The sequence below is a fragment of the Streptomyces sp. NPDC126510 genome, assembly GCF_040302345.1.
GTDB lineage: Bacteria > Actinomycetota > Actinomycetes > Streptomycetales > Streptomycetaceae > Streptomyces.
In genome coordinates this window covers 118,559-139,562 of sequence record NZ_JBEORR010000017.1, presented here as the reverse complement: position 1 = coordinate 139,562, position 21,004 = coordinate 118,559, and the positions used below count along the sequence as shown (strand labels likewise).

Genomic DNA, 21,004 nt, shown 5'->3' with positions numbered 1-21,004 from the left:
GGTTCGGGGCAGGAGGGGTACCGCCTGCGACCGGTGGCGACGCGCCGTTTCAGGCCTGACCGGCGAATGCCGCCGGGTCGTCCAGCACCGCCCGGATCACCGAATGGGCGGCCCCCAGCAGCGGCCCCTGGGGGCCCAGCCGCGACACGGAGACGGGGCAGGCGGGGCCTGCCGTCCGGCGCGCGAGTTCGTCCTGGAGGGAGGGCAGCAGCCAGGGCGCGAGGCCGGACAGTTCTCCGCCCAGGACCACGCTCTGCGGATCGAGCAGGTTGACCGCCCCGGTCAGGGCCACGCCCAGTGCCGTGCCGGCGTCGCGCAGAGCGCGGCGTACGTCCTCGTCTCCCTCGCCGGCGCGCCCCGCGAGCAGCCCGACCCGGTCCTCGTCGGGTTCCAGACCGGCCGCACGCAGCACGGCCTCCTCACCGGCGTACTGCTCCAGGCAGCCCCGCCCGCCGCACGCGCACTCCGGCCCGTCCGGCCGGACCGGCACGTGCCCCAGCTCGCCCGCGAACCCACGCGTTCCGCGCAGCAGCCCGCCGTCCACCACGACCGCCGCGCCGATCCCGATCTCCGCCGAGACGTGCAGGAAGTCACGAGGGGTGCCCTCACCCAGCCAGAGTTCGGCGAGGGCACCGAAGTTGGCCTCGTTGTCCACGGTCAGCGGGGTGTCCGCGGGCAGCAGCGGGCCGAGGTCCGTGTCGTGCCAGCCGAGGTTCGGGGCGCGCACGACCGTCCGGGCGTCGCGCGCCACCAGACCCGGCACGGCCACGGCGAGTCCGGCCGGATACAGGCCCTCGCCCTCCGCCTCGGCGACGACCTGCCGGATCAGGTCGGTGAGCTCCGCGAGCACGGGCTGAGGGGAGCGGCCGCGGTTCGCTCCCTGCCGTATCGCCTGTGACCGGGTCGTGCCGCGCAGGTCGACGGCACAGACCGCGAGATGGTCGACACCGACCTCCGCGCCGATGCCGGCCGGACCGCGTGCGCTGACGGCGAGCGCGGAACCGGGCCGTCCCACCCGGCCGGGCCGCTCGGGCCCGAGCTCTTCGACGAGCCCCGAGCGGATGAGCTCGTCGACGAGCGTCGAGACCGCCGCCCGGGTCAGGCCGATCCGCGAGGCGACGGCGGCCCGGGACAGCGGCCCCTCGGCACGGACGGTGTGCAGGACCCGGGCGAGGTTGCGGCGGCGCATGCCCTGCTGGGTGTCGGGCAGTGCCCGTCCCGGCCCGGCGGAACGGGCCTCGTGCAGCGGTGCGGTCATGCCTGACGCCAGTCCTCAGTGGGTGTCCGTGGGCCGCCGAAGCAGCGGAGCCGCGTCGGAGAGTACCCCGGCGATCCTGGCCAGCGTCTCGTGGTCCCGCTCGACGGCGTCGAGCACCGGGCCGGCCGCCGTGTCCCAGCGGCGCGCGACCGCCGCCGGGTCCTCCCCGGTCAGCAGCCCCGCCGCCTGCGCGGCGGCGCCGAGGGCGACCAGTTCCCTGGCCTCGGGCACCTGCACGGGACGCCCCGACAGCCGCCGTACGGTCTGCTGCCAGGCGGTGCCCCGGGCGCCGCCGCCGATCAGCAGCAGCGGCTCAGACGGGTCCGCGTCCTCGTCGAGGACCAGGTCGAGCGCCCCGAGCAGCGAGTGCACGGCACCGTCGTAGGCGGCCTGGAGCAGCTGGCCTGCGGTCGTGTCGTGACGCAGGCCGTGCAGCAGACCGGAGGCGTTCGGCAGGTTCGGGGTGCGCTCGCCGTCCAGGTAGGGCAGGAGCGTCACGGCCGTCCCGGGCTCGACTGCCTCGCGGTCCAGACCCACAAGCGCCGCCACGCGGTCGACGGCCAGCGTGCAGTTCAGGGTGCAGGCCAGTGGCAGCCAGTCGCCGCGGGCGTCGGCGAAACCCGCCACCGTGCCGCTCGGGTCGGCGGGCCGCCGCTGCGACACCGCGTACACCGTCCCCGAGGTGCCGAGGCTCATCACCGCGACGCCGGGACGCAGCCCCAGGCCCAGCGCCGCGGCGGCGTTGTCGCCGGTGCCGGGCGCGACCAGCGTGCCCTTGGAGAACGGCAGGTCATGGCTGTCGCGCACCGTGCCCACGATCTCGCCGGGCCCGGCCACTCGCGGCAGCAGGGCCGGGTCGAGCCCCACGTGCGCCAGGATCTCCTCGTCGTACGCCTCCGTCCGGGACGCCCACCAGCCCGTCCCGGAGACATCGCCCCGGTCGGTCGTGCCCTGCCCCGTGAGCCGCTCGGTGAGGTAGTCGTGGGGGAGGCGCACGGCCTTCGTGGCGCGTACCGCCTCCGGCTCGTGTTCCGCCAGCCATGCCCACTTGGTGACCGTGAAGGAGGCCGCGGGGACGCTTCCGGTGCGCTCGGCCCAGAACTTCGCTCCGCCCAGCTCCTCCGTCAGCCGGCGGGCCTGAGGCGCCGAACGCACGTCGTTCCAGAGAAGGGCGGGCCGCACCGGCTCGCCCCGGCCGTCCAGTGTGACGAGCCCGTGCTGCTGCCCGCCCACCGACACCGCGGCGGCCTCGTGCGCCGCCTCCCCGCACTGGCGCAGGGCGTCGCACAGCGCGTCCCACCACTGGCGCGGATGGGTCTCGCGCCCGGCCCCGGAGGAAACCGTGTGCGGCGCCTGGCCGCTCGCGACCACCCGGCCGGTGGACGCGTCGACGACCAGCGCCTTGGTGGACTGGGTGGACGAGTCCACACCGACGACGAGCGGACCCTCGGCTGCTGACATCGGGCTTCTCCCTACTGCGCGCGGCACGTGACTCCGTTCGGAGGCACCTTGTCTCTTCCCAGAGCGGTGCCCGCATACTAATTTGTAAATCGGCATGACGAAATAGCCTCAGCGAGCAAGGAGCCGCGGCATGAGCTTCCAGCCCACCCCCGAGGACAGGTTCACCTTCGGACTGTGGACCGTCGGCTGGCAGGGACGGGATCCCTTCGGCGACGCCACGCGGCGTGCCCTCGACCCGGTAGAGACGGTGCAGCGCCTGGCCGAGCTGGGCGCCCACGGCGTCACCTTCCACGACGACGACCTGATCCCGTTCGGCTCGAGCGACACCGAGCGCGAGAACCACGTCAAGCGCTTCCGGCAGGCGCTGGACGCCACGGGCATGAAGGTCCCGATGGCCACCACCAACCTCTTCACGCACCCCGTCTTCAAGGACGGCGCGTTCACCGCCAACGACCGCGACGTGCGCCGCTACGCCCTGCGCAAGACCATCCGCAACATCGACCTCGCCGTCGAGCTGGGCGCCCAGGTGTATGTGGCCTGGGGCGGCCGTGAGGGTGCCGAGTCCGGTGCCGCCAAGGACGTCCGCGCGGCCCTGGACCGGATGAAGGAGGCCTTCGACCTGCTCGGCGAGTACGTCACCTCCCAGGGCTACGACCTGCGCTTCGCGATCGAGCCCAAGCCGAACGAGCCGCGCGGCGACATCCTGCTGCCGACCGTCGGCCACGCCCTGGCGTTCATCGAGCGCCTGGAGCGTCCGGAGCTGTACGGCGTGAACCCCGAGGTGGGGCACGAGCAGATGGCCGGGCTGAACTTCCCGCACGGCATCGCGCAGGCACTGTGGGCGGGCAAGCTGTTCCACATCGACCTCAACGGCCAGTCCGGCATCAAGTACGACCAAGACCTGCGCTTCGGCGCCGGCGACCTGCGTGCCGCGTTCTGGCTGGTCGACCTGCTGGAGTCGGCCGGCTACGCCGGCCCGCGCCACTTCGACTTCAAGCCGCCGCGGACCGAGGACCTCGACGGCGTGTGGGCCTCGGCGGCCGGCTGCATGCGCAACTACCTCGTCCTCAAGGAGCGCGCCGCCGCTTTCCGTGCCGATCCGGAGGTGCAGGAGGCGCTGCGCGCGGCCCGTCTGGACGAGCTGGCCCAGCCCACCGCCGCGGACGGCCTTCAGGCGCTGCTCGCCGACCGGTCCGCGTTCGAGGCGTTCGATGTGGAGGCGGCCGCCGCGCGCGGCATGGCGTTCGAGCACCTGGACCAGCTGGCGATGGATCACCTGCTGGGGGCGCGTGGCTGAGCCACGCGCGCGTGCGGGCCCGTCGTCCGGTCGCGCCGGCCGGCCGATGGGCCCTGTATGCCGCGGAATCATGCGATCCGCGCCATGAGTCCGTATCAGCTTCCGTACGCCCCTCCCGGCATGAGCGATGCGCGGCGACGCTGGACGGCATGGCCCTGCCGCCCGTACCACCCCACCCGCCCGGGCCTCCCCGGCGCCGGAATCCGCTGTTCGTCCTGCTCGCCGTGCTCGTGGCCGTGGCAGCCGTGTCTCTCGTGGTGCTCATGGCCTCGGGCCGGGGCGACTCGTCTGACGAGAAGCGGCCCGGCGAGAGCGCGACCCGCACGACCGCCCCGTCGTTCGGTATCCCCACGGAGCTGCCCACCAGGCTGCCGAGCGAGCTGCCCACCAGATTGCCGTCCGGCTTCCCGACCCGCCTGCCGAGCGAGCTGCCGAGCCATCTGCCGAGCGGCGTCGAATCGCTCGTCCCGTCCCTGGACCCCGGCGAGCTACTGCCCTGACCTCTGCTCCTCCCCACGGAAGTTCCCATCTCTCGACGGGAGTTCTTCCGATGCCGTGGCCGTCACCGAAGCCAGGGCCGTCGCCGGATCCTGGGCGGCGCCTCCCGCGGGCTGCCAGCGGCCGCTTTCCTTGCGATACGGCCACCAGCGCCCGTCCCGGCCGAGGCGGAGCTGGACCGGCGCCCCGACGACCGTCCACCGGTTGCCCCGTGCCCGCAGTTCCGGCCGTTCGCCGGTGTCCCAGGCAGAGTCCAGGGCGGCACGCGCGCGTGCGAGCGTCTCGCCCTCCACGCGCCACTCCTCGTCGAGGACGGACAGTGCGGCCGTCCCGCCGTCACGCCAGGCGCGCACGGCGGTCGCCAGCCCTTCCCGGCCGCGCCCCGACCCCTCGGCGAGCCGGTCGGCCACATCCCGCCCGGGATCTCCCGCGGCCAGCCGTACCGCGTCCTGCGCCGACGGCGACTCCACGGGGAAACCGCCCCGAAGCGCCTCCCTGAGCATGCCGTGGGCCCGTACGGCCGTCCGAGCGGCCAGGAACTCCAGCGCGACGGGGTCGAGGCCGGAGGCAGGCGGCGTCTCGGTGTCGAGGGACGGCGGTGCCCCCGGCTCGCCGGGCAGACCGGGCAGCGGCGGCAGCGAGGGCAGGATGTCGCCGGCCGCGTACGCCTCGGCCGCGTCCACGCCCTCCGGCGCCGACGCCTGCGCTGCGGGCGTACCGCTGCGCCTGTGGAGACCGTCCAGCAACGCGCCCTCGGCACGCCCCCGCATCAGCAGCAGCACGAACGGGTCCTGGTCCAGCAGGCGTGCCACCTGGTAGCAGAGCGCCGCCGTGTGCCCGCAGTGGTCCCAGGCTCCGCAGTCGCACTCCGGCTCCAGATCACCCAGGCCCGGGAGCAGGTCGACGCCCGCGTCCCCGGCGTCCTCGACCAGGTGCGGCGGCATCTCCCGGTCCAGCAGCGCCGCCACGTGACCGGCCCGCTCCGCCGCCATGTCCAGGAAGTGGTCCCACTGTCCGGGCGAGAGCTCTTCCAGCAGGACGTCGGCCCGGTGGGCCGTGCGGTCGCGGTCCTGGACGACGGCCGTGAGCCGCCCCGGGCGCACCGACACCGCGCCGACCGCACCCGCGCGGGCGAGCCGACGGCCCGTCTTGAGCTGCGCCGAGTCCAGCGCCGTGCCTTCGAGGGCCCGCAGCCAGGCCTGGCCCCACCAGGTCTGCGCGAAGCCCCGTCCGTGCGCGGGCGGCAGCGCGGCGAAGGTGCGTTCCGTGTCGCCCTCGTGCCGTGTCATCGCAGGCCTCCTCGCAGTTCGACCAGGTCCGCCAGTTCCGCGTCCGTCAGTTCCGTGAGCGCCGCCTCGCCGGCCCCCAGGACCGCGTCCGCCAGCTCCCGCTTGCGCAGCAGCAGGCCGGCGATGCGGTCCTCGATCGTTCCCTCCGCGATGATCCGGTGCACCTGCACGGGCCGGGTCTGGCCGATGCGGTACGCGCGGTCCGTGGCCTGGGCCTCGACGGCCGGGTTCCACCAGCGGTCGTAGTGCACGACGTGCTCGGCCCGGGTGAGGTTCAGCCCGGTGCCGGCCGCCTTCAGAGACAGCAGGAACACCGGGATCTCGCCGTCCTGGAAGCGCCGCACCATGGCCTCGCGCTCGGCGACGGGTGTCCCGCCGTGCAGGAACAGCGTGGGTGTGCCGCGGGCGGCGAGATGCCGTTCCAGGAGACGGGCCATCTGCACGTACTGGGTGAAGACCAGCACGCCCGCCTCCTCGGCGAGGATCGTGTCGAGCAGCTCGTCCAGCAACTCCAGCTTCCCGGAGCGCCCGGCGATCACAGGGCGCTCCTCCTTGAGGTACTGCGCCGGGTGGTTGCAGACCTGCTTGAGCCCGGTCAGCAGCTTCACGATCAGGCCCCGCCTGGCCATGCTGCCGGCGCCGGAGATCTCCGCGAGCGCCTCGCGCACCACCGCTTCGTACAGGGCCACCTGCTCCTGGGTGAGCGACACGGCGCGATCGGTCTCGGTCTTCGGGGGCAGTTCGGGCGCGATCCCCGGGTCCGACTTGCGGCGACGCAGCAGGAACGGCCGAACGAGCCGGGCCAGCCGGTCGGCTGCGGCCGGGTCCTGGCCGCCCTCCACGGCCTCCGCGTACCGTCGGCGGAACGCTCCGAGCCGGCCCAGCAGCCCCGGAGTCGTCCAGTCGAGGATCGCCCACAGCTCGGAGAGGTTGTTCTCCACCGGGGTGCCGGTGAGCGCCACACGCGCGCGTGCGCCGATGGAACGCAGTTCGCGCGCGGTCGAGGAGAACGGGTTCTTCACGTGCTGGGCCTCGTCCGCCACGAGCAGGCCCCACGGCACTCCGGCGAGCCGGGACGCGTCCAGGCGCATCGTGCCGTACGTCGTGAGCACGAACTCCCCGTCGGCCAGGTCGTCCAGACCGCGCCGCGCCCCGTGGAAGCGCCGCACCGGCGTGCCGGGGGCGAACCGTTCGATCTCCCGCTGCCAGTTGCCCATCAGGGAGGTCGGGCAGACCACCAGGGTGGGCCCGGCGGACCGTGCGTCGGACTGGCGGTGCAGGTGGAGGGCGATCAGCGTGATCGTCTTGCCGAGTCCCATGTCGTCGGCGAGACAGCAGCCCAAGCCGAGCGACGTCATACTCGCGAGCCAGTTCAGGCCCCGCCGCTGGTAGTCCCGCAGGGTGGCGGCGAGCGCGGCGGGCTGCTCCACGGGCTGCTGCCCCTCGAGGCTCGCCAGCCGCTCCCGCAGCTCCGCCAGCCAGCCGGTGGGACGCACCTCGACCCGGCGGCCCTCCACCTCGGCCCAGCCCGTCAGGGCCGCGCCCAGGGCGTCCACCGGCGCCACCCGGCGGTCCTGCCGGGAGCCGGCCAGGCGCGCCTCCTGAGGGTCGATCAGGACCCACTGGTCGCGCAGCCGCACCACCGGCCGCTTCGCCTCGGCCAGACGGTCCAGTTCCTCCCGGTCCAGTCGCCTGTCACCCAGGGCGAAGGACCAGGTGAAGGCGAGCAGTGCGTCGGCCGACAGGAACGACGGCATGGTGGCGAGGGACGCGCCGGACTCCGGCTCGCCGTCGTTCTCGCCGTCGAAGGGCCCCACCTCCGCGCGCGTGCTGAGCTCACGCGACAGTCCCTTCGGCCAGTGCACGTCGATCCCGGCCGCGCTCAGCGCCCGGGCGCCGGCCCCGAGAAGCTCGGTGACCTCCTCGTCGGCGAGCTCGGCCGCGTCCGGCACGGCCGCCGACAACAGGGGTGTGAGCGGGGCCCAGGCCCGGGCCGCACGGCGCAGGGCGAGCAGCGCGTCCATTCGGGCGCGCGGGCCGAAGGCCTCGGCCGGGGCCCCGGCCCAGACGTCCGCGGCGTCCGCGACCAGCGCCGGATCACTGACGCTGTGCACCTGCGGCACGGCCCGGAACGTCACGCCCGCGCCGTCGTCCGCCGAGTCGGTCAGCCCGTCCGCCTCGATCCGCAGCGACAAGCGGACGCCCGCGTCGTGGCCCGCGGCGATGTCGGCGGCCCAGGCGCGCTGCTCGGGCAACCGCACCGGTTCCCGCGAGGCGTAGGCGGGGCCGCCCGTCACCAGTGGTGCGGCGGGGGAGCGGGGCAGGGTGTCGGTGACCGCGTCGAGGAAGGCGCGCAGGAGCTGCTCCGGGTGGGGCAGCCGCAGTGGCCGGGTGCCGTCGAGAGGCACGGCGTGCGCCTCGGGGGGCATCGCGGCGGCGAGGCGGCGCACGGCCTCGATGTCCTGGGCCCGCAGGGGACCCGTGCGCCAGGCGTCGTGGTCGCCCGCGGACAGCCCGGGCAACAGCAGCCCGCGGGCGACGAGGTGCAGGGCGTGCAGGGCCGCCGCGCCCCAGAAGACGGTGGACCGGTGCCCTTGCCCGTCGGCACGCGCGCGCGTGAGGACCGGCAAGGCCGTGCGCACCGGCACCAGGACGGCGGGCAGGCTCGTTTGCCCGACCCCACCGTCGTGAGGCACGGCGACCGTCAGCTCCGTGACGGACGCGGACACCGGCACCGGAAGGGGAGCGCCGTCGGGCCGCCAGAAGGCGACGCTGCCGGTGCGCGCGGGATCGCCGGGCAGGAACACGGAGCGGCAGAAGGCCAGTTCGGAGTGGTCGGGCGAGGGTGCCGGGTGATTCCGGTGCTCGGCTATGACGTAGTCCTCAAATTTGACTAGTGGGAGCGGAGTCGCCGAGAGTACAACACTTTCGGCGCACACGGGTATGGCTGTGCTGTGAGCTGGGTCACCATGGAGGTCTCAGGGGTGCGTCGGGGTCGCACCTCAGGGATGTCTCAGGGTCGCGGTCCGGAACCGCCGTGGAGGCGGGTCCGTTTTCGAGACAGAGAGCGGCAGCGGCCGCGAAGGAGGCGACAGTCATGTCGAAGAACGCCAAGATCGCCGCGGGCGGTGTGGCGGTCGGGCTCATCCTGCTGATCTGGCTGCCCTGGTGGGCAGCGCTCCTGATCATCCTGGGAGTCCCGGCCGCCGCGTACCTCACGCTCGACCCGTCGCAGCGGCGCAGGCTGCGCCGCGCCACCCGCAAGGAACTCGGCCGCTGAGGCCCCGGCTCCGCACGGTCCGGCCGGGCACCGCGAGGGGCCCGGCCGCACCGGCTCAGTTCGGCCGTACGGCCATCTTGTCCAGGGCCTCCAGGAGACTGGGCAGTTCCGGCCCCCTGCCCACCGGCAGGACCTCGCCGGGCTCGTCGTCGAGCAGCACGAACGCGATGTCGTCGGTCCTCGCCACGAGCGACCAGCCCGGACCGTCGGCCCGCAGGGTCCGGGCGTCGCCCGGCGCGAAGGAGGACCGGACCCGGCCCAGGGGCGGCGGCGAGTCGATGTAGGTGCGGGCCTCCGCGAGCACGCGCCGGATGCCGCTGTGGCCACCCTGGTGCGTGTTCGCCCCGGGCCCGTCCGGACCGTCGGTCGCGCTGCCCCCGTCCCCCGGGGCCTCAGTGGCCTCGGACGACCCCGGCGCCGGGAACTCCCCGTCGTCGACCTGCTCCCGCCATGTGGCCCACTGCAGTGCGATCTCGTCCGCGCCCAGACGCCGCTGGGCGGGGCCCCAGACGCCGGTGTCCGGCGGGGTCAGCGGGGGCCGGTCGTCGGCCTCCGGGCCCGGATCGTGCGGCGCGGGCACCCCGGGGGCCGCGACGGCGACCGCGAGAGGCCACCCGGGCAGTGCCGCGACGACCGTGCGCTCGTCGGGCGACAACTCGTACTCCATGCCGCAGTCCCACGACGCGATCGCGACGGCCACCAGCGAGACGTCGTCGATGGCCACCGTCCACCGGGCGCCCTCGCCGTCCTGGCCGAGCACCAGGCCGTACCCGTCGGCGAGGGGCGCGAGGCCGAGTGCCGCGCATGCCTCGGGATAGTCGTCGCCCAGCACGCTCGGGAACTTCGCCGGCGTCAGCAGCACCGCCGTGAGCACATAGAGCGCATCGTCCGCGGCGGCGACGGCTTCCTCGTCCGTCCCGGCCATCCCAGCCTCCCCATCGGTTCGTCCACCGGCGCGCACCCTAATGCGCCCGCAAGCCCCTTGTCACGGCCTCGCAGGCGCACCCGGAGCTGCAGTTTTCCGGCGGACGGGGCGAATCGGCCGTCCGGGACGTGCACATCACGTCCCCGGCAGCCCCAGCAACTCGCGGGCCACGGTCTCCGGCGACCGACCGCGCTCACGGGCCAGCGCGACGACGGCCCGGCAGGCCAGCTCGTTCACGCCGAACGACAGCGCCTCCGGCGATACCCAGCCGGCCGCTTCGTCGGCCCGCTCCGGGTCGTTCTCCGCCGAGGCCGTCACATAGGTGGCCGCCGCCTCGAAGAGATTGTGGGGACGCTTGTCCCCACCGGCTTTCGGCTCCGTGCGCACGGCATCGGCGACCCTTCCCCCGGCTCTGCGGAATTTGCCCCACATGCTGACCACCTTCCCCCTGCCTCTGCCCTGCCCGGTCGTTCGTCTCCCGGTGACCAAAGTAAAGTTGCAGAACCTGTGGCAGAAGGGGGACGGCACAGTGAAGCGCTTCTCACGGCTCGAACAGATCCGGCGGATGGACCCGTACGAGGAGGCCACGGAGATCTACCGGCTCAGCGTGGCGTACGAGTTCCCCTGGGACTTCACACGCGCCTTGGAGCTGGCCCTGTACCGCACGTACGCCGTCCCCGGCATCGGCAGGCTGCTCGCGCGTACGGCGGAGCTCACGGACCGGGCTCAGAAGCGCTACGACGACACCTCGCTGCTGCTGGACACCATCGTCGAGCACGGTTTCGGCAGTGAGCAGGGCAGGACCGCGATCCGCCGCATCAACCAGATGCACCGCAGCTACGACATCAGCGACGACGACATGCGGTACGTGCTCTGCACCTTCGTCGTGATGCCCAAGCGGTGGATCGACGCCTACGGCTGGCGCAGGATGTCACGCCACGAGATCGTCGCCAGTGTGGTCCACTACCGCACCCTGGGCCGGCACATGGGAATCAAGAACATTCCCGAGACCTACGAGGAGTTCGAAAGCTGCCTCGACTCCTACGAGGCCGCCCGTTTCGCCTGGGACGAGGACGCCCGGCGGGTCTCGGACGCCACACTCGACCTGATGGCCTCCTGGTACCCCGGGCCCCTCGCGCCCCTGCTGCGTACCACGACCCTCGCGCTGCTCGACGACTCGCTGCTGCACGCCTTCCGCTACACCCCGCCCAGCGCCACCACGCGCGCGTGGGTGCGGCGCGCGGTCCGGCTCCGGGGTCGTGCCGTCCGGCTGCTGCCGCCCCGGCGCACCCCGCACTTCGCCCGCCAGAATCGGGAGATCAAGGGCTACCCGTACGGCTACCAAGTCGCCGACCTGGGCACCCGCCCGGTCCCGGGCATCCGGGGCTGCCCCGTGCGGCACGCGGCGCCGGAGGCAGAGGCGGGGTGACGCAGCGGGGCGCAACGCGACGTGACGGCGCCGGATGCCCGCGCGGGGGTGAGCCGGCGCCGGGCGCCCGGGCACTGCGACGCGGTGGCTCAGTCCTCGCGGACGGCGAGCGCCAGGAAACGAGAGTCTTCGTCGACATACGACGTCATGCGCCAGCCCGAACCGGCGAGCAGCGGGCGGAGGTTGGGCTCGGCGCGCAGATCGTCCGGGGTGAGCGGGCGGCCGTGGCGTGCCGCGAGAGCCGCCCTGCCGATCGGGTGGAACAGCGCCAGCACCCCACCGGGGCGCACCACGCGTGCCAGCTCCCGCAGGTCCTCGGCGGGACTGCCGAGGTGCGAGACGAGGCCCGCCCCGAACACGGCGTCCAGCGACCGCGAGCGCAGGGGCAGCGCGGCGACGTCCGTGAGCAGCAACTGCCCGTCACGGTCCCGCCCGGCCCGCACGGCCTCCCGCAGCATGGCCGGCGTGAGATCGGCCCCGAGGACCACTCCCGAGGGCCCCACGGCGGCTCGCAGCGGCGGCAGGGCGCGTCCGGTGCCGCACCCCGCGTCCAGCACCCGGTCGCCCGTACGCAGTCCGAGCTCGGCGACCGCGGCCGCGTAGGCCGGACCGTCGTCGGGGAAACGGCTGTCCCAGCCGGCGGCGCGGGCGGTGAAGAACTCCTGGACACGCGTCTGCTCGTCGCTCATGCACCGCATGATTCCTCACCGGCACGGATGACGCCTCAGCGCACACGTTCGAGCGTGACCCGGTCGTTCCGGTGCAGCCTTGGGTCATATTCCAACACCTTTCGAAATGCGCCCCCTTCGTGCGCCTGTGCCGGGTCTAGCGTCCCTGGGCCATGGGACACCTGGACCACGCAGCCCTGGGGTGGCTGACCCCCGCACTGTCGTACGTGATGGCCTGCATAGGCGCCGCGCTCGGTCTGCGCTGCACCGTCCGCGCGCTCGCCACCACCGGGCGTTCGCGCCGCAACTGGCTCCTCACCGCCGCCTCGGCGATCGGCACCGGCATCTGGACCATGCACTTCGTGGCCATGCTCGGTTTCGGCGTCACCGGCACCGACATCCGCTACGACGTGCCGCTCACGCTGCTGAGCCTGCTCGTCGCCATGGTCGTGGTCTGCGCAGGCGTCTTCGCCGTCGGCTACAGCAAGGACCGCGGCCGCGCCCTGCTCGTCGGCGGGCTCACCACGGGCCTCGGCGTCGCGAGCATGCACTACCTGGGCATGGCGGCCGTCCGGCTGCACGGCGACGTGAGCTACGACCCGCTGCTCGTCGCACTCTCCGTGCTGATCGCCGTCGTCGCCGCCACGGCGGCCCTGTGGGCGGCCCTCAACATCAAGTCGCCCGTGGCGGTCACCATCGCCTCCCTGATCATGGGCGCCGCCGTCAGCAGCATGCACTACACCGGGATGTTCGCGGTGGGCGTGCGCGTCACGCCCTCCGGGGAGGCGCTGCCCGGGGCCTCGGCGATGCAGTTCATCTTCCCCCTCGCCGTCGGCCTCGGCTCCTACCTCTTCCTGACGTCGGCCTTCGTCGCGCTGTCGCCGACGGCGGGGGAGCGCGCCGCGTCCGCCTCGGCTCAGCGCCCGGTCCAGGGTGCCGCCCCCTAGCCACTAGGCACGCCCGAGACCGCGGACCGCTGCCGAGGCCCGGGGGACAGGGCTCGCCTCGCGGCGAGCGCGCCCGGCGGACAAGGAGGGGCCGTCTCAACGGACCGGGTGGCGGTGGCGCACCCACGGCATGGGCAGCCCGTTTCCCGGCCGGGCCACGCGCTCCGAGCTCCATGGCCGCCCCTGCCAGGACGCCGGCCCTCAGCCTCCGACCCACTCCCGAGCGAGGAGTCCATGCGCACACCCCGTAGGACCCCCACAGCCGGCGCCGAGGCGCCGTCCCCTCCCGCGCGCGGACGCCGCGCGCACGCCGGACCACCGGCCGACGAGGGCCCCGACACGCCCTCGGGCGCCGCGCCGGACGAGGTGCCCGCACGCGCGGAGCGCTGGCACATACGGCCCCGCACCGTACGCGCCAAGATCGTCTGCCTGCTGATGGTTCCGGTCGTCTCCCTCCTGGCCCTGTGGGGATACGCCACCGTCACCACCGCCCAGGACATCTCCAGGCTCCGGCAGGTCCAGCGCGTCGACGCCACGGTCCGCGCCCCCGTCTCCGCCGCCGTCACCGCTCTCCAGGCCGAACGCGCCGCCGCCGTACGTCACGCCACCGACCCGTCCGCCGTCCGGACCGACGAACTGGACGAGCTCGCCCGGCGCACCGACCGGGCCGTCGCGAAACTACGGCTCGGACAGGGCACCACCGTCGCCGACAGCGGGGATCTGCCCACCGGAGTCGCCCGGCGGCTGAAGACGTTCGTCTCCGGTGCCGGGCAACTGCGGCCGCTGCGCACCGCGGTCCGGGACCGGCGCACCGGCTGGGCCGAGACCTACGACCGCTACACCCGGACCATCTCGGCCGCCTTCGGCGTCGAAGGCGCCCTGACCGGCATCCGGGACGCCGACCTCGGATCCGACGCGCGCGTACTGCTGGAACTGGCCCGCGCGGGCGAGGCGTTGGCCCAGGAGGACGCGCTGCTGGCGAGCGCCCGCCTGGACGGCACCCTGACGGGGGAGCGGCTGCGGCTCTTCACCGGCGCCGTCGGCCTGCGCCGTACGCTCAGCGAGTCGGCCGTCGCGGACCTGAGCGGCGTCGAACGCTCCGCGTGGGAGGCCCTCGCCGACAGCAGCGCCTACGCCGGCCTGGGCGACGCCGAGAACGCCGTCCTCACCCGCGGGCCCGGCGCGAAGGCGGTCGGAGCGGCACCCGAGAGCACCTGGAACACGGCACACGCGCGCGTGCAGAACGGCATGCGCACCATCGAGGAGGACGCTGCACGCGGAGTCGCCGAGCGGGCCGACCCGTTCACCCGGGGCCTGCTCACCCCGGCCGGCGCCGCCGTCCTGCTCGGCCTCGCCGCCGTCGCCGCCTCGCTCGTCATCTCCGTGCGCATCGGCCGCGGCCTCGTGGTGGAACTGGAAGGCCTGCGCAACAGCGCGCTGGAGATCGCCCGGCGCAAACTGCCCGACGCCATGCGCAGACTGCGCGCGGGCGAGGAGATCGACATCCGCGCCGAGGCCCCGCCGAAAGCGCCCGCGGAGGACGAGACGGGGCAGGTCGCCGAGGCCCTCACCACCGTGCACCGCGCAGCGCTGCGGGCCGCCGTGGAACGCGCCGAACTCGCCAGCGGAATCTCCGGCGTCTTCGTCAACCTCGCCCGCCGCAGCCAGATCCTCGTCCACCGCCAGCTGGCCCTCCTCGACAGCATGGAACGCCGCTCCGACGATCCGAACGAGCTGAGCGACCTCTTCCGCCTCGACCACCTCACCACCCGTATGCGGCGCCACGCGGAGAGCCTGATCATCCTCTCCGGGGCCGCCCCGGGCCGGGCCTGGCGCATGCCGGTCTCCCTGACGAACGTGGTCCGCGCGGCCGTCTCCGAAGTGGAGGACTACGCGCGCGTGGAGGTACGGCAACTCCCCGAGGCGGCCGTCGTCGGCGCGGCCGTCGCCGACCTCACCCATCTGCTGGCCGAGATCATCGAGAACGCCGCCCAGTTCTCCCCGCCCCACACGCGTGTGCGCGTCACCGGCGAACCCGTCGGGAACGGCTACGCCGTCGAGGTCGAGGACCGCGGCCTCGGCATGGGCAAGGAGACCCTCGCCGAAGCCAACCGCCGTATCGCCCAGTCCGAGGCGCTCGACCTGTTCGACAGCGACCGGCTCGGCCTGTTCGTGGTCAGCAGGCTCGCCGCCCGGCACGAGGTGAAGGTCCACCTGAAGACCTCCCCGTACGGCGGCACCACAGCGGTCGTCCTGCTGCCCACAGCCCTCCTCCACACGGGCGCGGCACCCCGCTCCCCTCAAGCGGTGGAACCCGCGCGGCAGCCCGAGGCACGCGCCTACGCGCGCGTGCCCGACGACACCCCGCTCCAGGAGGCCGTCCAGGCCCGGAGCGACCGAAGCGACCGGCGCGCCCTCGTGGCCCCCGTGCCATCCGCCGCGGAGCCCGAGACCTCGCCTCACGCGGATCTCTCCCCTCGCGCGGAGACTTCGCGGCACGCGGAAACCTCAGGTCACGCGGACGGCCCACGTCACCTGGAGACCCCGAGCCAGGCCCCACCCCCAGGAGTCGCCACCTTGCGACTGCACCGCCCACCGCAGCAGCCCGAAGACTCCGACGACCTCCCGCGCCGCGTACGCCAGGCCAGCCTCGCTCCCCAACTGCGCGACAAGCGCCCCGATCAGCAACCCGTGCCCGCCGCCCCGGACGACGAGCGAACGCCGGAACTCGTACGCGACCGCATGGCCGCCTACCGCGACGGATGGGCGCGCGGCGGCGGCAGGCGACCCGGCCGCGTTACCACTCCCGGCCCCGCGACGGGCAGCGACAGCAGTGAAGGAGACCCCGCATGATCCAGGACCCGAGCACACAGTCCGCCCGGCGATCGGGCGAACTCGACTGGCTGCTGGACGATCTGGTGCTCCGCGTGAGCGACATCCGGCACGCCGTGGTGCTGTCCAACGACGGCCTCGCCGTGGGTGCCTCCTCCGGCCTGCTCCGCGAGGACGCCGAGCACCTCGCCGCGGTCGCCTCGGGCTTCCACAGCCTCGCCAAGGGCGCGGGACGGCACTTCGGCGCCGGCGGAGTGCGCCAGACCATGGTGGAGATGGACGAGGGCTTCCTGTTCGTGGCCGCCGCGGGCGACGGCTCCTGCCTCGCCCTCCTCACCGCCGCCACCGCCGACATCGGCCTCGTGGCCTACGAGATGGCCCGCCTGGTCAAACGCGTCGGCGAGCACCTCGGCACGGCGCCCCGCACGGCCGCGCGGCCACCCGCAGCCGGATGAACCGGGAGAACGGTCCGTGCAGATGACCGAGGACATGACGGGCATCCCGCGCGAGCAGGACAGCCACTGGTACGACAACGAGGCGGGCCCGCTCGTCCGCCCCTACGCCATAACGGGCGGACGCACCCGGCCCGGCCCCACCGGCGTACGGTTCGACCTGATCGCCCTGGTCACACTGGACCCGGGGGCACCCGGACCGGAAGACGCCCCGCTCGGCCCGGAACACCGCAACCTCATCGACCTGTGCCGCCCGGAGACCCAGTCGGTCGCCGAACTCGCCGCAGGTGCGGATCTGCCCGTCGGTGTGGTCAGGGTCCTCCTCGGAGATCTTCTCGAACTCGGCTGTGTCACCGTCAGCCGCCCCGTCCCACCGGCGCAGCTGCCCGACGAACGCATCCTGCGCGAGGTGATCGAGGGGCTGAGAGCGCTGTAGCCCCGACGCACCGACACAAAGCGCTCACCCACGCACTCCCGACACCGGGGCACTCCCGGCTCGGCGCACAGCGGGCACCCCCCGACACCCGACACCCGGCACTCCTGAGAGAAGTGATCAATGGTCTCCGAGCACTCCGACGCTCCGGACGGCGAGACCGCCGCGCTGGCGTTGAAGATTCTGGTCGCCGGCGGATTCGGCGTGGGCAAGACCACCCTGGTGGGCGCCGTCAGCGAGATCCGGCCGCTGCGCACCGAGGAACTCCTCAGCGAAGCGGGGCAGTCGGTGGACGACACCGACGGCGTGGACCACAAGACCACCACGACCGTCGCCATGGACTTCGGACGCATCACCATCCGGTCCGGCCTCTCCCTGTACCTGTTCGGCACGCCGGGCCAGGACCGCTTCTGGTTCCTGTGGGACGAGTTGTCGCAGGGGGCGCTCGGTGCGGTGGTCCTCGCGGACACCCGCCGCCTGGAGGACTGCTTCCCCGCGGTCGACTACTTCGAGCACCGGCGCATCCCGTTCGTCGTGGCCGTCAACTGCTTCGCGGGCGCCCGGCGGCACGGTGCCCCGGACGTCTCGCGCGCACTCGACCTCGACAGGGGCACACCCGTGGTGCTGTGCGACGCCCGTGACCGCGACTCGGGAAAGGAGGTGCTGATCCGGCTCGTCGAGTACGCCGGGCGGATGCACACCGCCCGGCTGCTCGACTCGGTCGGCTGAACGCGGGACCAGGGGCTTTCCCGCCGTCAGTTCGCGACGTCCCGCTCCGCCAGCACCCTGTCGACGGTGACACGGACGAGGAGTTCGCCGGGGACGCCGTTGCGCGCACCGAACTCCTGGGCGCGCTCCTCGCCCATGTACCGGGCACCGATCCTGGTCGCCCAGCGCCGTATCTCGTCGAGGTCCTCCGAGACGCGGGCCCGGCCTCGCAGCACCACGAAGGAGTACGGCGGCCGGTCGTCGTCCACGCACAGGGCGATCCGGCCGTCCCGGACGATGTTGCGCCCCTTCACGCTGTCCTTGCCGGTGTTGAACACCACCTCGTCGCCGTCCAGAAGGAACCAGATCGGAACCACGTGCGGACTGCCGTCGGCCCGGACCGTGGAGAGCTTCGCGGTGCGGGTTCCGTGGGAAACGAAGTCCCGCCATTGCGCGTCGGTCATCTTCTCTGCCATGGCTCCCATCCTCCTTGCCCCGACCGCGGTCGTGGGGAAGGCTGACAAGGAGATCCTCCGGCCAGGAGGACATTCGCACGGGGAGAAAACGGGGAGACCGGAAGATGGCGCAGAACCAGGGACTCGACTGGCTGCTGGACGATTTGACCGAGCGCGTCCACGAAGTACGGCACGCACTGGTCCTGTCCAACGACGGCCTGGTGACCGGCGCGAGCACCGGACTGCGCCGCGAGGACGCCGAGCACCTCGCGGCCGTGTCGTCCGGGCTGCACAGCCTGGCCAAGGGCTCCGGACGGCACTTCGGCGCGGGCAGCGTACGCCAGACGATGATCGAGTTCGACGACGCGGTGCTGTTCGTCACTGCGGCCGGCACGGGCAGTTGTCTGTGCGTCCTCAGCGGTGCGGAGGCCGACATCGGCCTGATCGCCTACGAGATGACACTGCTGGTCAACCGGGTGGGCGAGCGTCTCGACGTCGATGCGCGCCAGCCCGAACCAAAACCGATCACAGACCTCTGACCTGCACGTTCGTCATCCCCCGTGGAGTTATCCACAGGCTCGCCACGAGATTCGTCGAAGCGGCTACGGTTTTTTCACGGCCATCGCATACGGCCGCCGCACACGGCGATCGCACTCGGCGTGAGCCGCTGACTCCACGGGGGAGACCGACCATGGCCCGCACCAGCACGGCATCCGATCGCACCACCTGTGTCCCGAGCCGGGCCGCGCGTGAACTGGAACTCAAGCGGCGCGAGTTCGACCTCGCGGTGAACCTGGGGCTCATCCGGACCGTTCCCGACGAAGGGGGCGGGGGCAGGCATGTGGCCCGGGCCGAGATCGACCGGTTGCGCTCCGGGGACGGCTTCCCGGGCGCCCTGCGCGAACGCGTCGCGACCGTCGGCACCACGCAGGGCGCCGAGCTCCTGGGGGTGGCGCCCACCAGGTTCACCAGCCTCGCGCGCTATGGCCTGCTGGTTCCGGTGACGTTCTACCTGAACCGCTACCGGACCGTCGTCTGGCTGTATCTGGCCGAAGAACTGCGGCAGTTCGCGGCCGAGAGGAGCAACGCCGAGCTGCTGACCGCCCGCCGCACACCCATGGAGATCCGGGAAGGGCTGAAGGCCGGAATGGACCGGCGGCCCCGCAACTGGCGGGGGCGTCACGTCGGGTTCCTGACGCGGCAGGCCGGCGACGACCCGTGGGCGCACGCGGCGGCGGTCGCCTCCCTCCTCGGCCCGGCCGATGTGGCGCACGTCGTCCAGGACCCCGGCGAGCGAGCCCGCCTGGCCCGCTGCCGCCCCCGGCTCCCGGTGCACGGCACCCCTGGCTCACCCACCGCCGAGCTGGCCGTGACGCTGATGACGGCGAGTGAACCGGACGAGGTGGCCTGGTTCCGCGCGGACCTGACCCACACGATGGAGACGGCCCGCCGGCACGACCCCGTGACCAAGGCACCTGCCCCGACACCCCCATCATCATCAACGCCCCCCACGTCGCCCCCCGCGCCGCGACCACGTTCAAGGCCACTCGTCTCACCCCGGACCCCGGCAACAGCATCAGAATCCCCCGCCTCACCGCCCGCCCCGGTGGCGAAGCGGCCCGCGCTCTCAGGCTGCCCTCCCCACGGCCTGCTGGGCTGGTTCCGCCGCAGAGGCGGGCGCCCGGCCGGGTGACCCGGCGGCACCGCGCCACCGCCGGGCGGCCCGTCGACCGATGACTTTCCGGATGCGCCGGGGTCAGCCCCTGAGGAGACTGTGTCCGGGAGGCGACCATGTTCGGTACGACGAAGGCGTTCAGCGGATTCTCGGTGGACGACATCGACGCGGCCAAGGCGTTCTACGCCGACACGCTCGGGCTCCGGGTGTCGGAGGAGAACGGGCTGCTGATCCTGCACATCGCGGGTGACCGGGACACCCTGGTCTACCCCAAGCCGGACCACACGCCGGCGACGTTCACCATCCTCAACTTCCCGGTCGACGACATCGAGGCCGCGGTCGACGAGCTGGGCAGGAAAGGGGTGCGTTTCGAGCGCTACGACCACCTCAAGACGGACGACAAGGGCATCTTCCGCGGCGGCGGCCCGCTGATCGCCTGGTTCACCGACCCGGCGGGGAACGTGCTCTCCGTCCTGCAGGAAACCTGACGCGCCGGTCGTGCCCGAGCTTCCCGACGTCGAAGGCTTCCGGCAGGTGCTCGAGTCCTGCGCGAAGGGACGCGTCATTCGCCGGGTCGACGTGCGGGACCCGGGCGTCCTGCACGGCGTCGACGCGCGGAGGCTGAGGGACGCGCTCGAAGGGCGGCGGTTCGGCCCGCCGGAGCGGCACGGCAAGTGGCTGCTCGCCCGTACCGGCGGTCCCATCCTCGTCCTGCACTTCGGCATGACCGGGCGGCTGGTCTGCGGACATGCCGATGATCCTGTCGAAACGCACGACCGCGTCCTGTTCACCCTGGGCGGCGGCCGCCAGCTGCGCTTCCGTGACCAGCGCAAACTGCAGGGACTGTGGCTGGCCCACGACGAGTCCGACGTCGACCGGCTGCTGCGGAGGCAGGGGCCCGATGCGCTGACGGTGGACCGTGCGGAGTTCGAGGAGGCACTCTCGTCCCGCCGGGGGCAGCTCAAGACGGCCCTCACCGACCAGTCCGTGCTCGCCGGGCTCGGCAATCTGCTCGCCGACGAGATCCTGTGGCGGGCCCGGCTGCGCCCTGACCAGGGGGCCCGTGATCTCACCCCGGAGGACCGCCGTCGCCTGTACAGCGAGATGCGCCGCACCCTGCGCTCGTCGGTCACCGCCGGCTGCGTACCACCGCGTGACTCCTGGCTCACCGGCCACCGGGACGATCGTGACCCGAGGTGCCCGCGGTGCGGGGCCGGGCTGCGCAGGTCGCGGATGGCCGGGCGGGGGACGGTGTGGTGCCCCCGGTGCCAGCCGGACCGGTGACCCGGCCGGAGCGCGTCGGGTGGGCCGCCCGGCTGCCGACCGTCTCGGCCCCACCGTCCGGGCGTCCCGGCGAGACGGCGCCGCTCACGAGGAACTCACAGCCCGTCGAGAGG

The 21,004-nt window shown here is 73.3% G+C and carries 21 protein-coding genes; 13 read left to right on the top strand and 8 right to left on the bottom strand.

The window, feature by feature from the left end:
* Positions 1–49: 49 nt before the first annotated feature.
* Entirely contained in the window at positions 50–1,258 is a 1,209-nt protein-coding gene (locus tag ABTX60_RS24455) for an ROK family protein (protein ID WP_352099136.1), read from the bottom strand.
* 15 nt (positions 1,259–1,273) lie between these two features.
* Entirely contained in the window at positions 1,274–2,719 is a 1,446-nt protein-coding gene (xylB, locus tag ABTX60_RS24450; protein WP_352099135.1) for a xylulokinase, read from the bottom strand.
* A gap of 130 nt (positions 2,720–2,849) precedes the next feature.
* On the opposite strand from xylB, the gene xylA reads away from it, so the two are divergent.
* Together xylA and ABTX60_RS24440 are read left to right on the top strand one after the other, a co-directional pair.
* A complete protein-coding gene (xylA, locus tag ABTX60_RS24445) occupies positions 2,850–4,016 on the top strand; it encodes a xylose isomerase (protein ID WP_352099134.1) in 1,167 nt (388 codons plus the stop codon).
* Between the two features lie 149 nt (positions 4,017–4,165).
* Positions 4,166–4,516, top strand: a complete 351-nt coding sequence (locus ABTX60_RS24440; protein ID WP_352099133.1) for a hypothetical protein — start codon at positions 4,166–4,168, stop codon at positions 4,514–4,516.
* Here ABTX60_RS24440 and ABTX60_RS24435 read toward each other — a convergent pair.
* Complete coding sequence (locus ABTX60_RS24435; RefSeq protein ID WP_352099132.1) at positions 4,505–5,803, bottom strand: SWIM zinc finger family protein; 1,299 nt, start codon at positions 5,801–5,803, stop codon at positions 4,505–4,507. The genes ABTX60_RS24440 and ABTX60_RS24435 overlap by 12 nt on opposite strands.
* Positions 5,800–8,610 carry an SCO1167/SCO6262 family helicase gene (locus ABTX60_RS24430; RefSeq protein WP_502992379.1) on the bottom strand — a complete coding sequence of 937 codons (2,811 nt, stop codon included), beginning with the start codon at positions 8,608–8,610 and terminating at the stop codon, positions 5,800–5,802. The genes ABTX60_RS24435 and ABTX60_RS24430 overlap by 4 nt, the downstream gene beginning before the upstream one ends.
* Before the next feature lie 290 nt (positions 8,611–8,900).
* Between ABTX60_RS24430 and ABTX60_RS24425 the strand changes: the two genes are divergently transcribed.
* Positions 8,901–9,083, top strand: a complete 183-nt coding sequence (locus ABTX60_RS24425) for a tail-anchor membrane protein (protein WP_114250647.1) — start codon at positions 8,901–8,903, stop codon at positions 9,081–9,083.
* A 55-nt stretch (positions 9,084–9,138) separates the two neighbouring features.
* Here the strand turns inward: ABTX60_RS24425 and ABTX60_RS24420 are convergent, their stop codons facing one another.
* Both ABTX60_RS24420 and ABTX60_RS24415 read right to left on the bottom strand, forming a co-directional pair.
* Positions 9,139–10,008, bottom strand: coding sequence for a hypothetical protein (locus tag ABTX60_RS24420; RefSeq protein ID WP_352099131.1), 870 nt, complete (start codon positions 10,006–10,008; stop codon positions 9,139–9,141).
* A gap of 135 nt (positions 10,009–10,143) precedes the next feature.
* Complete coding sequence (locus ABTX60_RS24415) at positions 10,144–10,440, bottom strand: hypothetical protein (RefSeq protein WP_352099130.1); 297 nt, start codon at positions 10,438–10,440, stop codon at positions 10,144–10,146.
* Positions 10,441–10,537: 97 nt separating this feature from the next.
* On the opposite strand from ABTX60_RS24415, the gene ABTX60_RS24410 reads away from it, so the two are divergent.
* Entirely contained in the window at positions 10,538–11,437 is a 900-nt protein-coding gene (locus ABTX60_RS24410; RefSeq protein WP_352099175.1) for an oxygenase MpaB family protein, read from the top strand.
* Between the two features lie 89 nt (positions 11,438–11,526).
* Here the strand turns inward: ABTX60_RS24410 and ABTX60_RS24405 are convergent, their stop codons facing one another.
* Entirely contained in the window at positions 11,527–12,126 is a 600-nt protein-coding gene (locus ABTX60_RS24405) for a class I SAM-dependent methyltransferase (protein WP_352099129.1), read from the bottom strand.
* A gap of 152 nt (positions 12,127–12,278) precedes the next feature.
* On the opposite strand from ABTX60_RS24405, the gene ABTX60_RS24400 reads away from it, so the two are divergent.
* From ABTX60_RS24400 to ABTX60_RS24380, 5 genes are all read left to right on the top strand, one after another.
* Entirely contained in the window at positions 12,279–13,052 is a 774-nt protein-coding gene (locus ABTX60_RS24400) for an MHYT domain-containing protein (protein ID WP_352099128.1), read from the top strand.
* 234 nt (positions 13,053–13,286) lie between these two features.
* Complete coding sequence (locus ABTX60_RS24395; protein WP_352099127.1) at positions 13,287–15,905, top strand: sensor histidine kinase; 2,619 nt, start codon at positions 13,287–13,289, stop codon at positions 15,903–15,905.
* Positions 15,902–16,339 (top strand): roadblock/LC7 domain-containing protein, encoded by a 438-nt coding sequence (locus tag ABTX60_RS24390; RefSeq protein ID WP_352099126.1) that lies wholly within the window; start codon positions 15,902–15,904, stop codon positions 16,337–16,339. The genes ABTX60_RS24395 and ABTX60_RS24390 overlap by 4 nt, the downstream gene beginning before the upstream one ends.
* 22 nt (positions 16,340–16,361) lie before the next feature.
* A complete protein-coding gene (locus ABTX60_RS24385; protein ID WP_352099174.1) occupies positions 16,362–16,772 on the top strand; it encodes a DUF742 domain-containing protein in 411 nt (136 codons plus the stop codon).
* A 120-nt stretch (positions 16,773–16,892) separates the two neighbouring features.
* Positions 16,893–17,498 (top strand): GTP-binding protein, encoded by a 606-nt coding sequence (locus ABTX60_RS24380; RefSeq protein WP_053674300.1) that lies wholly within the window; start codon positions 16,893–16,895, stop codon positions 17,496–17,498.
* A gap of 26 nt (positions 17,499–17,524) precedes the next feature.
* Here the strand turns inward: ABTX60_RS24380 and ABTX60_RS24375 are convergent, their stop codons facing one another.
* The gene (locus tag ABTX60_RS24375; RefSeq protein ID WP_352099125.1) at positions 17,525–17,953 is read right to left on the bottom strand and encodes a PPOX class F420-dependent oxidoreductase; all 429 of its coding nucleotides are present in this window, start codon (positions 17,951–17,953) and stop codon (positions 17,525–17,527) included.
* A 104-nt stretch (positions 17,954–18,057) separates the two neighbouring features.
* Here ABTX60_RS24375 and ABTX60_RS24370 point away from each other — a divergent pair, with 104 nt between their 5' ends.
* The 4 genes from ABTX60_RS24370 to ABTX60_RS24355 all read left to right on the top strand — a co-directional run bounded on the left by ABTX60_RS24370 (position 18,058) and on the right by ABTX60_RS24355 (position 20,891).
* Positions 18,058–18,471, top strand: coding sequence for a roadblock/LC7 domain-containing protein (locus ABTX60_RS24370; RefSeq protein ID WP_352099124.1), 414 nt, complete (start codon positions 18,058–18,060; stop codon positions 18,469–18,471).
* A gap of 152 nt (positions 18,472–18,623) precedes the next feature.
* Positions 18,624–19,625 (top strand): DUF6397 family protein, encoded by a 1,002-nt coding sequence (locus tag ABTX60_RS24365; protein WP_352099123.1) that lies wholly within the window; start codon positions 18,624–18,626, stop codon positions 19,623–19,625.
* A 98-nt stretch (positions 19,626–19,723) separates the two neighbouring features.
* Positions 19,724–20,095, top strand: a complete 372-nt coding sequence (locus ABTX60_RS24360) for a VOC family protein (protein WP_352099122.1) — start codon at positions 19,724–19,726, stop codon at positions 20,093–20,095.
* A gap of 10 nt (positions 20,096–20,105) precedes the next feature.
* Positions 20,106–20,891 (top strand): Fpg/Nei family DNA glycosylase, encoded by a 786-nt coding sequence (locus ABTX60_RS24355; RefSeq protein WP_352099121.1) that lies wholly within the window; start codon positions 20,106–20,108, stop codon positions 20,889–20,891.
* The last annotated feature ends 113 nt before the right edge of the window (positions 20,892–21,004 follow it).

What these genes read in the sequence shown, in the direction of transcription:
- ABTX60_RS24385 (WP_352099174.1), top strand. Translation starts at nt 16,362, where the DNA reads ATGACCGAGGACATGACGGGCATCCCGCGCGAGCAGGACAGCCACTGG.
- ABTX60_RS24440 (WP_352099133.1), top strand. Translation starts at nt 4,166, where the DNA reads ATGGCCCTGCCGCCCGTACCACCCCACCCGCCCGGGCCTCCCCGGCGC.
- ABTX60_RS24425 (WP_114250647.1), top strand. Translation starts at nt 8,901, where the DNA reads ATGTCGAAGAACGCCAAGATCGCCGCGGGCGGTGTGGCGGTCGGGCTC.
- ABTX60_RS24415 (WP_352099130.1), bottom strand. Translation starts at nt 10,440, where the DNA reads ATGTGGGGCAAATTCCGCAGAGCCGGGGGAAGGGTCGCCGATGCCGTG.
- ABTX60_RS24390 (WP_352099126.1), top strand. Translation starts at nt 15,902, where the DNA reads ATGATCCAGGACCCGAGCACACAGTCCGCCCGGCGATCGGGCGAACTC.
- ABTX60_RS24405 (WP_352099129.1), bottom strand. Translation starts at nt 12,126, where the DNA reads ATGAGCGACGAGCAGACGCGTGTCCAGGAGTTCTTCACCGCCCGCGCC.
- ABTX60_RS24420 (WP_352099131.1), bottom strand. Translation starts at nt 10,008, where the DNA reads ATGGCCGGGACGGACGAGGAAGCCGTCGCCGCCGCGGACGATGCGCTC.
- ABTX60_RS24435 (WP_352099132.1), bottom strand. Translation starts at nt 5,803, where the DNA reads ATGACACGGCACGAGGGCGACACGGAACGCACCTTCGCCGCGCTGCCG.
- ABTX60_RS24375 (WP_352099125.1), bottom strand. Translation starts at nt 17,953, where the DNA reads ATGGCAGAGAAGATGACCGACGCGCAATGGCGGGACTTCGTTTCCCAC.
- ABTX60_RS24370 (WP_352099124.1), top strand. Translation starts at nt 18,058, where the DNA reads ATGGCGCAGAACCAGGGACTCGACTGGCTGCTGGACGATTTGACCGAG.
- ABTX60_RS24400 (WP_352099128.1), top strand. Translation starts at nt 12,279, where the DNA reads ATGGGACACCTGGACCACGCAGCCCTGGGGTGGCTGACCCCCGCACTG.
- ABTX60_RS24360 (WP_352099122.1), top strand. Translation starts at nt 19,724, where the DNA reads ATGTTCGGTACGACGAAGGCGTTCAGCGGATTCTCGGTGGACGACATC.
- ABTX60_RS24395 (WP_352099127.1), top strand. Translation starts at nt 13,287, where the DNA reads ATGCGCACACCCCGTAGGACCCCCACAGCCGGCGCCGAGGCGCCGTCC.
- xylA (WP_352099134.1), top strand. Translation starts at nt 2,850, where the DNA reads ATGAGCTTCCAGCCCACCCCCGAGGACAGGTTCACCTTCGGACTGTGG.
- ABTX60_RS24380 (WP_053674300.1), top strand. Translation starts at nt 16,893, where the DNA reads ATGGTCTCCGAGCACTCCGACGCTCCGGACGGCGAGACCGCCGCGCTG.
- xylB (WP_352099135.1), bottom strand. Translation starts at nt 2,719, where the DNA reads ATGTCAGCAGCCGAGGGTCCGCTCGTCGTCGGTGTGGACTCGTCCACC.
- ABTX60_RS24365 (WP_352099123.1), top strand. Translation starts at nt 18,624, where the DNA reads ATGGCCCGCACCAGCACGGCATCCGATCGCACCACCTGTGTCCCGAGC.
- ABTX60_RS24455 (WP_352099136.1), bottom strand. Translation starts at nt 1,258, where the DNA reads ATGACCGCACCGCTGCACGAGGCCCGTTCCGCCGGGCCGGGACGGGCA.